This window comes from Paraburkholderia sp. 40 (assembly GCF_050434105.1).
Lineage (GTDB): Bacteria > Pseudomonadota > Gammaproteobacteria > Burkholderiales > Burkholderiaceae > Paraburkholderia > Paraburkholderia tuberum.
The window spans coordinates 166,125-178,317 of sequence record NZ_JBNPVY010000002.1; the positions used below are offsets into that span (position 1 = coordinate 166,125).

At 65.2% G+C, this 12,193-nt stretch carries 14 protein-coding genes; 6 read left to right on the forward strand and 8 right to left on the reverse strand.

The genetic code is table 11. The annotated features are described in order from the left end of the window. Positions 1-111: 111 nt before the first annotated feature. Positions 112-366 carry a BON domain-containing protein gene (locus tag OKW28_RS02015; protein ID WP_429290387.1) on the forward strand — a complete coding sequence of 85 codons (255 nt, stop codon included), beginning with the start codon at positions 112-114 and terminating at the stop codon, positions 364-366. A 15-nt stretch (positions 367-381) separates the two neighbouring features. Here OKW28_RS02015 and OKW28_RS02020 read toward each other — a convergent pair whose 3' ends face one another. Together OKW28_RS02020 and OKW28_RS02025 are read right to left on the reverse strand one after the other, a co-directional pair. Then, a complete protein-coding gene (locus OKW28_RS02020) occupies positions 382-1,533 on the reverse strand; it encodes an acetate/propionate family kinase (protein WP_429443516.1) in 1,152 nt (383 codons plus the stop codon). Positions 1,534-1,546: 13 nt separating this feature from the next. After that, positions 1,547-3,940, reverse strand: coding sequence for a phosphoketolase family protein (locus OKW28_RS02025; protein WP_429353742.1), 2,394 nt, complete (start codon positions 3,938-3,940; stop codon positions 1,547-1,549). Positions 3,941-4,160: 220 nt separating this feature from the next. On the opposite strand from OKW28_RS02025, the gene OKW28_RS02030 reads away from it, so the two are divergent. Both OKW28_RS02030 and OKW28_RS02035 read left to right on the forward strand, forming a co-directional pair. Continuing rightward, entirely contained in the window at positions 4,161-4,289 is a 129-nt protein-coding gene (locus OKW28_RS02030; protein WP_429443519.1) for a hypothetical protein, read from the forward strand. A 114-nt stretch (positions 4,290-4,403) separates the two neighbouring features. Then, positions 4,404-4,934, forward strand: a complete 531-nt coding sequence (locus tag OKW28_RS02035) for an ankyrin repeat domain-containing protein (protein WP_429443521.1) — start codon at positions 4,404-4,406, stop codon at positions 4,932-4,934. A 51-nt stretch (positions 4,935-4,985) separates the two neighbouring features. Here the strand turns inward: OKW28_RS02035 and OKW28_RS02040 are convergent, their stop codons facing one another. The 5 genes from OKW28_RS02040 to OKW28_RS02060 all read right to left on the reverse strand — a co-directional run bounded on the left by OKW28_RS02040 (position 4,986) and on the right by OKW28_RS02060 (position 9,452). Continuing rightward, positions 4,986-5,684, reverse strand: coding sequence for an HAD family hydrolase (locus OKW28_RS02040; protein WP_429443524.1), 699 nt, complete (start codon positions 5,682-5,684; stop codon positions 4,986-4,988). A 74-nt stretch (positions 5,685-5,758) separates the two neighbouring features. Beyond that, positions 5,759-6,793 carry a phosphogluconate dehydrogenase (NAD(+)-dependent, decarboxylating) gene (gnd, locus tag OKW28_RS02045; protein WP_429443526.1) on the reverse strand — a complete coding sequence of 345 codons (1,035 nt, stop codon included), beginning with the start codon at positions 6,791-6,793 and terminating at the stop codon, positions 5,759-5,761. 216 nt (positions 6,794-7,009) lie between these two features. Continuing rightward, positions 7,010-8,353: a sugar efflux transporter gene (locus OKW28_RS02050; protein ID WP_184035158.1), complete on the reverse strand. Its 1,344-nt coding sequence runs from the start codon at positions 8,351-8,353 to the stop codon at positions 7,010-7,012. Positions 8,354-8,588: 235 nt separating this feature from the next. Then, positions 8,589-9,077 carry a hypothetical protein gene (locus tag OKW28_RS02055; RefSeq protein ID WP_429443529.1) on the reverse strand — a complete coding sequence of 163 codons (489 nt, stop codon included), beginning with the start codon at positions 9,075-9,077 and terminating at the stop codon, positions 8,589-8,591. A gap of 78 nt (positions 9,078-9,155) precedes the next feature. Further along, complete coding sequence (locus OKW28_RS02060; RefSeq protein ID WP_187611384.1) at positions 9,156-9,452, reverse strand: DUF2628 domain-containing protein; 297 nt, start codon at positions 9,450-9,452, stop codon at positions 9,156-9,158. Between the two features lie 172 nt (positions 9,453-9,624). On the opposite strand from OKW28_RS02060, the gene OKW28_RS02065 reads away from it, so the two are divergent. From OKW28_RS02065 to OKW28_RS02075, 3 genes are all read left to right on the forward strand, one after another. After that, the gene (locus OKW28_RS02065; RefSeq protein WP_429443532.1) at positions 9,625-9,945 is read left to right on the forward strand and encodes a thioredoxin family protein; all 321 of its coding nucleotides are present in this window, start codon (positions 9,625-9,627) and stop codon (positions 9,943-9,945) included. A gap of 15 nt (positions 9,946-9,960) precedes the next feature. Then, on the forward strand, positions 9,961-10,380 hold the full coding sequence (locus OKW28_RS02070) for a secondary thiamine-phosphate synthase enzyme YjbQ (protein ID WP_429443535.1): 420 nt from the start codon (positions 9,961-9,963) through the stop codon (positions 10,378-10,380). 98 nt (positions 10,381-10,478) lie between these two features. Beyond that, positions 10,479-11,498 carry a class I fructose-bisphosphate aldolase gene (locus tag OKW28_RS02075; RefSeq protein ID WP_429443538.1) on the forward strand — a complete coding sequence of 340 codons (1,020 nt, stop codon included), beginning with the start codon at positions 10,479-10,481 and terminating at the stop codon, positions 11,496-11,498. 190 nt (positions 11,499-11,688) lie between these two features. Here OKW28_RS02075 and OKW28_RS02080 read toward each other — a convergent pair whose 3' ends face one another. Then, complete coding sequence (locus tag OKW28_RS02080) at positions 11,689-12,174, reverse strand: hypothetical protein (RefSeq protein WP_429443540.1); 486 nt, start codon at positions 12,172-12,174, stop codon at positions 11,689-11,691. Positions 12,175-12,193 lie beyond the last annotated feature (19 nt).

Here is a 12,193-nt window from a genome sequence, read left to right on the forward strand (position 1 = left end):
ATACCCGCGATCCAGCGGCGGCAGCGTCGGCAGCGGCGAAGCGCGCACGCCGGCAAAACCCGCCACATCTGCTAGTGTGAGTTGATCGACATTCTGTTTCGCGGAGACGCCATGCGGTCCACAAGCTCGAGAGCGAGCGAATCTGCCCGCCTGACCGACGCGCAGATCGCCGCCGAAGCGGCGCGCCGTCTCGCGTGGGATTCGGCCGTGCCGCCGCGCGCCGTGCGCGTGAAGGTCGCGCGGGGGCGCATCACGCTGTCGGGCGAGCTTCAGCGCGAAGCACAGCGCGCCGCGATGCTCGAAGACGTCACGCGTCTGTTCGGCGTCACCTCAGTCGCGGACCGGACCGTCGTCCGCAAGGGCTGACCTCAGTCAGGCGGGTCAACTTCCGCCCGCTTGCAGCAGTTGCCGGCAATGCCGCGCGATCTGCCTTTCCTCCTCGGTGTGCAACACCCTCACCTTGCCCGCCGGATCGTTTTCGACGAGCCCAAGAAACGCAAGCCCATCGCATACGCGCCGCCGAACCTCGGCGCTGTGCTCGCCGATCCCGCCGGTAAACACGAGCAGTTCGATGCCGCCAAGCAGTGCCGCGTACCCGCCGATCGTCTTGCGCACCGCGGTCGCAAAGGCATCGAGCGCGAGCGACGCCCGCGCGTCGCCGGCCGCCGCGCGTTTTTCGAGCACTTGCATGTCGCTTTCGCCGTCCGCGTAACCGGCCAGCCCGCTGCGGCGATTGAGCAGCGCTTCCAGCGCATCGGCGTCGAGCCGTTCCGCGCGCAGCAGATACAGCAGCACGCCCGGATCGAGGTCACCGCAGCGCGTGCCCATCGGGATGCCGCCGGTCGGCGTCAGGCCCATCGACGTATCGACCGAGCGGCCGTCGAGTAGCGCGCACAGGCTCGCCCCATTGCCGAGATGCGCGAACACCGCTCGCGACGGCAACGCCGCGCCGAGCTGCATGACCAGCGATTCGTACGACAGTCCATGAAAGCCATAGCGGATCACACCTGCGTCCGCGTAACGGCCCGGTAACGCGAGCTGCGCCGCACGCGGCGGCAGCGTCGCGTGAAACGCGGTGTCGAAGCACGCATAGTGCGGCGCGTCGCCGAAGATCTGCGTGGCTTCATCGATGAGCGCGAGTGCCGGCGGGATATGCAGCGGCGCGAAGTGCAGCGCGTCGCGCAACTGACGGCGCACGGCGTCGGTGATGAGCTGGTGCGTGCGCAGATGCGGACCGCCATGCACGACGCGATGCCCCACCGCCGAGGGCCGCGCATGATGCTGTTGCACGAGCACCTGCGAGAGCGCCTGCAACGCCTCGGTCTGCGATTGGAGCAAGTGCTCCTGCTGCAAAAGCACGCGACCATCGGCCGCTCTGATCCGCAGGCGGCCGTCGTCGCGGCCGATGCCCTCGGCCGCGCCTTCGAGCAGCAGTGTTTCGTCGTTGGCCGAGTGGGCGAACAGCCCGAACTTCAGCGATGACGACCCGCTGTTCAGCACGAGGATCGTCCGTTCCTGATCGTGGTCGTGCATGGCGCCTCCTCGCTCAGCCTTTCCACGTCCAGTTGCGGATTTCCTCCTTGTCGATCCCTTCCTCGTGCGCATACGCGAGATGCTCGATGATCTGCCCGCGCAGCCACTCCTTCGTATGATCACCGACGCCGCGCAGCGACGGCACGCGATCGATCGCATCGATCGCCAGCGTGAAGCGGTCGACGCCGTTGATGATCGCGAGTTCGAGCGGGGTATTGATGTTGCCCTTCTCGTTATAGCCATGCACGTGCATGTTTCCGTGATTCTGACGGTTGTACGTGAGCTTGTGCACGAGCGCCGCATACGAGTGGAAGTTGAAGATCACCGGCTTGCTGGTCGTAAACAGTGAATCGAAATCGCGGTCGGACAGTCCATGCGGATGCGCATGCTCGGGCATCAGGCGGAACAGATCGACCACGTTGACGAAGCGGATCTTCAGCGTCGGGCAGCGCTCCTTCAGGATCTGCACGGCGGCGAGCGCTTCCATCGTCGCGATGTCGCCCGCGCACGCGATCACGACGTCGGGCTCGACGCCCTGATCGGTCGACGCCCAGTCCCAGATGCCGATGCCCTTGGTGCAATGCGTGACGGCCGCGTCCATGTCGAGATAGTCCAGGTGCGGCTGCTTGTCGGACACGATCACGTTCACGTAGTCGCGCGAGCGCAGGCAGTGATCGGCGACGCTCAGCAGACAGTTCGCGTCGGGCGGCAGATAGATGCGCACGACGTCCGGGCTCTTGTTCGTGACCACGTCGAGAAAACCGGGGTCCTGGTGCGTGAAACCGTTGTGATCCTGGCGCCACACGATCGACGTGATCAGCAGATTGAGCGACGGCACCGGCTGCCGCCAGCCGAGCTCGCGCTTGGCTTTTTCGAGCCACTTCGCGTGCTGGTTGAACATCGAGTCGATCACGTGCACGAATGCTTCGTAGGTCGCGAAGAGTCCGTGACGGCCGGTCAGCGCATAGCCTTCCAACCAGCCTTCGAGCGTGTGCTCGCTGAGCATTTCCATCACGCGGCCATCGGGCGACAGTTCGCCGCCGTCGGCGTCGCCCGGTTCGAGCGCGGCGAGCCAGGTCTTGCCCGACGCTTCATAGACCGCGTGCAGCTTGTTGCTCGAAGTTTCGTCGGGACCGAACAGCCGGAAGTTCGACATGTTGTTGCGCATCACGTCGCGCAGGAACGTGCCGAGCACCGCGGTCGGCGACGTGTACGCCGCCGCCGGCTTCTTTACGGCCACCGCGTAGTCGCGGAACGGCGGCATGTCGAGCATCTTGCACAACAGCCCGCCGTTCGCGTGCGGATTCGCGCTGATGCGGCGCGCGCCCTCGGGCGCGAGCGCGCGCAGTTCTTCGACGAGCCGGCCGTTCGCATCGAACAGCGTTTCGGGGCCGTAGCTGCGCAGCCAATCCTCGACGATCTGCAGACTCTTGCGATTGCTCACCGCATCGGCCACCGGCACCTGATGCGAGCGCCACGAGCCTTCCACCTTGTGACCGTCGACTTCCTTCGGCCCGGTCCAGCCCTTCGGCGAGCGCAGCACGATCATCGGCCAGCGCGGCCGCGTCGTGTCGTTGTTCTGCCGCGCATGCTGCTGGATCGCGCGAATTTCGCCGATGCATTGTTCGAGCGTCGCGGCCATCTGCTGATGCATCGTGTCGGGATCGTCGCCTTCGACGAAATACGGCTTGTGCCCGTAGCCGACCATCAATGCTTCGAGTTCCTCACGCGGAATGCGCGCGAGCAGCGTCGGGTTGGCGATCTTGTAGCCGTTCAGATGCAGCACCGGCAGCACCGCGCCGTCGCGGATCGGGTTCAGGAATTTGTTCGAATGCCAAGACGTGGCGAGCGGGCCGGTTTCCGCTTCGCCGTCGCCGATCATCACGGTGACGATCAGCTCGGGGTTGTCGAACGCGGCGCCGTAGCCGTGCGACAGGCTGTAGCCGAGTTCGCCCCCTTCGTGAATCGAGCCCGGCGTTTCGGGCGTGCAATGCGAGCCGATGCCGCCCGGGAACGAGAATTGCCGGAAAAAGCGCCGCATACCGGCTTCGTCCTCGCTGCGGTCCGGATAAATTTCCGAGTAGTGGCCTTCCAGGTAGCAGTGCGCGAGGCTCGCGGGGGCGCCGTGACCGGGGCCGGACAGAAAGATCACGTCGAGATCGTGTTTGCGGATCAGCCGGTTCAGATGCACGAGCACGAAGCTCTGGCCGGCGTCGGAGCCCCAGTGGCCGAGCAGCCGGTTCTTGATGTGCTCGGCCTTCAGCGGTTTGCGCAGCAACGGGTTGTCGCGCAGATAGATCATGCCGACCGACAGGTAATTGCATGCGCGCCAGTAGCGATCGAGGTTGCGCAGCGTATCGGGGTCCAGAACTTGCGGTGGGGTGGGATGCGAGGTTGCTTCGGCCATGGCGTCACTCCTCGAAAAGAACTGTCAGGCTGGTTGGCGGATGATGCGGCGCACTCGAAACGAAGCCGGGCGGTGCGAGTCGAATGTACTAAGCTGCTCATACGGGGGCGGATGCTTTCTACCCCTCCCAGTATGTCGCGCTGAATGTGGCATTCGCGCTGCAACTCCCTGCGCTGTCTGCTTTCTTTTCGTGATTTTCCGTCTCAGGTCAATGGCCGCCATGTCGACATCTCCCAGTGCGCTCAAAGTGCTCGTGGTCCTGGTCCTTACGCTCGTGTTCACATGCCTGGCGGTCGCCATACCGATCGGCATATTCGGGCTGCTGGTCAAGCTGTTCGGCCACGTCTAGCACAGCGGCGCGGCTGCCAGCACGCGAACGCGGGCGCCACGGAATGTGTATGCTCGCTGAAAGACCGGGCGCGGCATTGGCAACACGCCGCTCATTCGTCGAAAGGAGAGTGCCTTGACCGACCACACCGACAACCCGCACGCATCGCAACCCGATCCCGAATTGCAGGCGCTCGCGCGCGAAGTCTTCGACCTCGCGCGGCGCGGCGACGCGACGATGCTCGCGGCCGTCATCGAAAAAGGCGTGCCGCCGAATTTGCGCAACGAGCGCGGCGACAGCCTGCTAATGCTCGCGAGCTACCACGGCCACGTCGACGCGGTGCGCACGCTGCTCGACCGGGGCGCCGATGCGAACCTGCGCAACGACGCGGGCCAGACGCCAATCGCGGGCGCCGCGTTCAAGGGCTTCGACAAGGTGATCGAAACCTTGCTCGCGCATGGCGCCGACGTCGAAGGCGTATCGCCCGATGGCCGTACCGCGCTGATGATCGCGGCGATGTTCAACCGCACCGCGATCGTCGATCTGCTGCTTGCGCACGGCGCGGACCCGCATGCGCGCGACGCGAACGGCGTCAGCGCGGCCGATGCCGCCGCACGGATGGGCGCGGCCGATACCCAGGCGCGCCTGAAAGCGCTGGGCGCGTGAGCCCGCGATTTCACCCATGAAACGGCGCCCGCACACCGCGCGCGGCGCCGCCTAGTTGCCCTTCGCGCTACGCAACAGCGTTTCCACGTCGATCTCCGCCAACTCGCCGATCCGCCCGACCGTCACGTCCGCGGGCGGATTGTTCGCGATCTCCTTCGCATCGAACGCATAGTGTCCCTGGCGCGGAAACACGGTGGTCAGCTCCGCGCCCCAGGCCTTCTTCATCGCGCTCAGAATTCGCAGCTTGTCGTCGACCATCACGTAATGGCGCGCCGGATAGCATTCCATCACCTGGTCGAGCATCAACTCCTTGTGGATGTAGATCAGCACGCGCCCGTCGACTTCGTCCCACAGGCCCGAGCGCGAAATCTTGCGCGGCTGGAACACGACGTCGCCATCCGACAGGATCACCGTCGGCCCGTGCTTGCCGAGATGCCGCAGCGCGTCGAGCGCACCCGGATAGAGCCGGTTCGCAAACGGATACTCGATCAGGAACGACGACATCAACAGCAGGCGCGTGTCGCGTGGATGCTCGGTCCGGTAACGCTGCAGCGCGCCGAGGTAGTCGGCGTAACCGAGTTCGGTGCGCAGGTTTTCGAAGATTTCCCAATAGCGCGCACTGTTCTCTTCGCCGAACTGGCCCATCATGTGCGCGCGCAGATCCTGCAGCACGTGATCGTTGTCGAGCAGCGTGTTGTCGCAATCGAACAGAAACACGACGTCGTGCGGCGTGATGGAGGTGACTGGCATCGGGGTTCCTTGTGGCAAGTTCGGCGGGACGGTTCGGCGGATCGGCGTGATAGCGGACGCGTGGATGGCCTCGGCTACTTCAGCCCGCCGTCCGGCGCGACAGGTTTTTCCGCGTGGCCGCCGAAATCGTGCCGCATCGCCGACAGCACGCGATTCGCGAAATCGGCTTCTCCGCGTGAACTGAAGCGCGCGAACAGCGCCGCGCTGAGCACCGGTGTCGGCACACCTTCGTCGATGGCCGCCGCGACGGTCCAGCGCCCCTCGCCCGAATCCGATACGCGGCCCGCATATCCTTTCAGTTCGGTGTCGGTGGCAAGCGAGCCGGCGATCAGGTCGAGCAGCCACGAGCCGATCACGCTGCCGCGCCGCCAGACCTCGGCGATATCCGCGAGATTCAGATCGTACTGATACAGCTCGGGACGGCGCAGCGGCGACGTCTCCGCATCGGCCTCGCGCGCGTGCCGGCCGGCGTCGGCGTGGCGCAGCACGTTCAGACCCTCGGCGTAGGCGGCCATCAGCCCATACTCGATGCCGTTATGAACCATCTTGACGAAATGCCCCGCGCCTTGCGGGCCGCAATGCAGAAAGCCCTGCCCAGCGGTGCTCGCGCCCGCCGCGCGGCCCGGTGTCGCGCTCTGCGTGCCCACGCCGGGCGCCAACGTCGAGAAGATCGGTTCGAGCCGTTTGACGACCTCAGCCTCGCCGCCGATCATCAGGCAGTAGCCGCGCTCGCGCCCCGCGACGCCGCCGCTCGTGCCGACGTCCACGTAGTGAAGCTGGCGCGCGCCGAGTTGCTGGCCGCGGCGGATGTCGTCGTGGTAGTAGGAGTTGCCGCCGTCGATCACGACATCGCCCGGCTCGAGCAGCGGCACGAGCTTGTCGAGCGTCGCGTCGACCACGGCGGCGGGCACCATCAGCCACACGGCGCGCGGCTTGTCGAGCTTCGCGACGAGGTCTTCGAGCGAGCTCGCGCCGGTCACGCCTTCCTGCTTCAGCCTGTCGACCGCCGCCGGCTGCACGTCGTAGACGATGCACTGCTGAGCTCCCCTGGTCAGGCGCCGCACCATGTCGGCGCCCATTCGTCCCAATCCAATCATGCCTAGCTGCATGGCTCGCTCCGAAAGATGCTGCGTTGCGCCGCCCGATTTTGCGGTCGTCGTGTTGCGGCGGCGTGGCTGCCCTTAAGCATAGGCGCTGTGTCGCGAGCTACGCCGAATGTACCGAAGCAAGCCGCACTTTTTTGCAGAGGCGCAGCGCGGCTCAAAGTTCCACGCAACAGGAGGCGCGCCGCATCCGCACGAAAGCGAACGCGGCGGGCCCACGTGTCATTCGCTACGCTCGGGCACGCGCGTGCCGCGGCGGGCGGCCAGCTTCGCGTATTGCTCGGCCGCGAAGCGCTTGACCGCGCGCCACATCAGCGGATAGCGATAGCCGGGCACCGCGAACAGCACCAGCGCGCACAGCCCCAGCAGTCCGCAGAACAGGAACGTGCCGCGATAGCTGAACGCCTGCACGAGCAGCCCCGACAGCACGCCCGACAGGATCGAGCCGACTCGCGCCGCATTGAAGAACAGCGCGGTCGCGCGCCCGGGCGAATGCGGCATCAGGTCCTGCACGTAGGTCATGCCGAGGCACGACGTCACGGCGACCACGAACGCGTTCAGCATCTGCATCGGGATCAGCACGCTGACGTTGCCCGCCAGCGACATCGCGACGAAGTACACCGCATGCACGGCCGCGCACGCGGCAAGCCAGTTCGGCTTGTGCAGCGACGACGACTTCGCGCCGAGCGCGAGCATCATCGGGATCTCGGTCAGCGCGCCGAGACCGAGCATCACCGACACGTCGAGATGCGTGCCGTTGAGCCCGTGCACGATGTACAGCGGCAATACGATCATCGTCGCGTTCGCGGCGAGGCCGAGCAAGGTCAGCGCGGTCACCGAGCGCAGGATGTCGTTCGCCGACGCGACCGGCAGTGTTTCGTGCGCGTCCTCGCCGGGCTGCCTCAGCGGCGGCACCGTGATCGACGCGGACGGCTCCGACGCGGTGTCCTCGACCGTGTGATCGCCGAGATGGCTCTGCGGCTCCTGCATGCGCCAGACGATGAAGCCGCAGGTCGCGAAGCTGGCGGCCGCGAACAGGAAGAGTCCGGTGAAGCTCGTCGCGGCGAGCACCAAAGCGCCGACCGCCGGCCCGAACACCCATGCGGCCGAGAGGATCGTACGCAGCGTCGCGCTCGCGAACACGCGCTCGGCAGGGTCGGGCACCGGCAGCGCCGCGCGGCTGAACGAGAACACCATCGAAATCGCCGAACCGCCCGCGCCGATGAACACGATGCCGACCACGAGCAGCAGCCGGTAATCGCGCACCACGCACAGACACAGGTAGCCGAGCGCGGCAGCGATGAGCGCCGCCAGCAATAACGGTCGATGCCGCCCGCTCCGGTCGCTCCAGCGCCCCGCCACCGTGCTCGCGAGCACGCCGCTCGCGGCGATCAGTGTCATGAATACGCCGAGCCGGAACGGCGTCATGCCGGCGCGTTCGATGCCGAACAAAGACAGATACGGTGCGGTGAAGGACATCGCCACACCGAGCATCAGGGTGGCGGCGGCGAGCGGCTTGAAGCCAGGAATGCGAAGCAGGTCGAAAAAACGCGCAGTTTTCAACACGGGGACGGTGGGTCAGGTGGAGCGGGCCTCGATACGCAGCGAAGCGCTCGAAGGCACGTTAGGCGTCGCAGGCAGGGGGCCGGAACGACCGGGGCATTATCGACCCGGAGCGCGGCTCGCGTAAACCCGCTAAGAGCTGTCCCAAATCCGTGAGAAGCCTGCGGATTCATCCGGTTACTTGCGCCGCGCCGCGCCGATGCGTGCCGTTAGCGCCAAGCTGCTGGCACGCTCACCGCTACTTGCCCTCAGTTGCGCGCATTTGCTGCGCCTGCGCTTTGTAGTCGTAGGTCGGATAGAACTCGGTGTGATAGCCGCCCCACGCGGTCGATTCGATCGCGCGGTTCACTTCACGCAACCGGCTCGCGGGCACGCGCAGCGTCACGACCTGCCCGATGCCCATCATCACGTACCACGACACGACTTCGATGCCTGGCGGCGGGAAGGTCTTGAAGAAGCCCTGCTCGCGCAGTTGATCGTTGATTTTCGGCAGCGGCTTCGATTCGTCGTGGCGCAGGAAGATCGTCAGCAGGAAGGTGTCGTCGGCGGGGGCGGAGGCTGCCGTGGCTGGGGTGGCCGCAATCGTGGCGGGGGGCGCCGCGTCGGCGCAGTGCGCGAGCGGCGCGATGGCCAACATGACCAACGATGCAGCCAGCGCGACCGACCGCGCGCCGAGCGTCGAAAGCCGATCAGCGAAAAGACCAGCGATTGCCGATGCAATGAGCATAAAACGCCTCCATGACGGATTGAACTCAGCTTCGATCACATTCCTGCGCGCAGCAATCCCCGCTCCAGCGCGAACGCATCACACCACGACGTAGCCGCGCTGTTCGAGCGTCCAGCGGTGCCACCGGTTGCCATACGCGCCGCATGCGAACGCGAACACGATCGACAGCACGAAGCCGATCAGATCGGCCGTCTCGCCCCACAGACCGATGCCAAGCAGGATCACGTTGATGCCCAGCATCACGAACGCGGCGAACCACATTCTCTTCGACAGTGCCCAGATGAAGCCGAGCAGGCACGCGCCCCAGCTGAAGCCGGTCGCGACCGCGATAGCGTCTTTGTGTTGCGGATGTTGCAGATAGATTCGTGTGTTCATGTTTTGCGAGGTTCTGTGCGATGACGCGGCGCGTCGATCGGTCGAGCACGCGCGCACCGCTTTTTAACATACCGCGGCGACACCGCGCGCATCGGCAGCATACGGCCGCTGCGCTGACGATCCGCGACATAGCTGCTACGCTTGGCAGATCACGATCAGCAGCGGAGCACGCATGACCTCGCCGACAGCTTATTCCCCGAAAGGACCGACCCGTGCCGAGCTGGACTCGCTGCCCGGCGTCACCGTCGTCGAATTCGGCACCGACTGGTGCGGCTATTGCCAGGGCGCGCAGGCATCGATCCGGCAGGCGCTCGCGCCGCACGCGGGCCTGCGGCATCTGAAGATCGAGGACGGCCCGGGCCGCCCGCTCGGCCGCTCGTTCAAGGTCAAACTGTGGCCGACGCTCGTGCTGATGCGCGACGGCGCCGAGGTTGCGCGCGTGGTGCGGCCACACAGCGCCGAGGATATCGACGACGCGTTCGCGTCGCTCTGAGATTCGAGCTCCGTCATGCGCCAGGTCATCCATCATCTGAGTGTCCAGGCCCGCGGCCGCGGCCTCGTCGAATTTACCGACGACGCGCGCCGCTTCGTCGACGATACGGACATCCGTACAGGTCTGCTAACGCTGTTTTGCCGGCACACGTCGGCGTCGCTGCTGATTCAGGAGAATGCCGATCCGTCCGTGCGGCGAGATCTGCAGCGCTACTTCGAGACCCTCGCGCCCGAGGACGACACGCGCTACGAGCACGACACCGAAGGCCCCGACGACATGCCCGCGCATCTGCGCACGGCGCTCACCCAGGTGCAGTTGTCCGTGCCCGTCGAGCATGGAAGGATGGTGCTCGGCACATGGCAGGGGCTGTATCTGTTCGAACATCGGCGTCACCCGCAGCCGCGCGATATCGTGTTGCATCTGCTCGGCGAATGAAAGTCCGCTTTCGCACCCACTCGTCACGCAAAGGAAACTGTCACCGGCACTTCTCCGCACACCGCATCGAACGGAACCTACCCAAGGGAGCACACCTCATGGACACCCGTAGCGAGCTGCAAGCCACCGTCAAGGCGATGGTTCAACCGGGCAAGGGTCTTCTCGCCGCCGACGAAAGCGGCCCGACCATCGCCAAACGCTTCAAGACGATCGGCCTCGAATCGACCGAGGAAAACCGTCGCGCGTATCGCAACCTGCTCCTGACGACGCCCGGCCTCGGCGAGTTCGTGAGCGGCGTGATCCTCTACGAAGAAACGCTCGGCCAGAAAGCCGACGACGGCACGCCGTTCCCGCAGGTGGCCGCGGCAAACGGCATCGTGCCCGGCATCAAGGTCGACCTCGGCAAGGTGCCGCTTGCGCTCGCTCCCGGCGACGAGATCACCGAAGGCCTCGACGGTCTCGCCAAACGGTTCGTCGATTACAAGCGGCACGGCGCCCGCTTCGCGAAGTGGCGCGCGGTCTACAACATCACCGCGAGCCTGCCGAGCCGGCTCGCGATCGAGGCGAACGCCGATTCGCTCGCGCGCTACGCGGCGATCAGCCAGGAAGCCGGCATCGTGCCGATCGTCGAACCCGAGGTGCTGATGGACGGCGAGCACACGATCGAGCGTTGCGCGGAAGTCACCGAGGCCGTGTTGCACGAGGTGTTTCATGCGCTGCATCGGCATCGCGTGGTGCTCGAACATATCGTGCTGAAGCCGAGCATGGTGCTGGCCGGCTCCGAGCATCAGCAGCAGTCGAGCACGGCGCATATCGCGGCGGCGACCGTGCGCGTGCTGATGCGTACGGTCCCCTCTTCGGTTCCCGGTCTCGTGTTCCTGTCGGGCGGACAGTCGCCCGAGGAGGCCACCGCCAATCTCAGTGCGATGAACCGGCTCGGCGCGCTACCGTGGAATCTGAGCTTTTCGTACGGGCGCGCGTTGCAGGAGCCGCCGTTGAATGCGTGGCGCGGACAGCCGGCCAACGTGAAGGAAGCGCAGCAGGCGTTGCTCAAGCGCGCGCGTCTGAACGGCGCGGCCGCGCTCGGCAAGTACGACGCGGCGATGGAAAAGGATTGAACCCAGGGATGGAACCCGGGCGCGGGCGCAGGCAACCCGGGAGCTGTGGAAAAAGGCTTCTGGATCCCGTCCGCGCATAACATCCATCCTGCACATATCACAGCCGACAGTACGAATTGACCCGTCAGCGATTGTTACGGGCTTTGCAGGTAATCCAACGCCGAGATTTGCCTTTTCCTGCGGACGTTCGTCACGATAAAGACCAGGGATCAACCTTGCCGCCCTCGATGATAAAGTGCTTCGCATCGGAGGTTGGGTCAAAAAAGCGCCAGTCTTCTTCGTCAGGTGCACTGTTCGGGCTGATGACAAGCCGCAAGCCACCGGACAGTAAAATGTCTGCACCGCCTTCTTCGCTTCCCGATACGGCTGTCACAATGGCAGGGCCCTGTTTGACCAGCAAATCGTCAATGCGCTGAGCCGAACGGTGTGCCTTTTCATCGGGACCGAAAAGATCATCTTGCGTTGCAATCGCACTGCCAGCCTGTTCTATTTTCCAGTTGCATTGGACGTGTAACGACCACTCCCCAACGTGCCTGATCGCACCTTTGAAATTGGCTACCGGTCTTAGGGAGCCAAACTGCATCGTCAGTGTGCCTGCTGCATGATGTACCGCACTTATCGGCAGTCCTTCAACAGCTGACAGGCGGCGCTCAATCTCGTCTCTTGTGTTAATCATTCGGTAATTCCACTGTTTG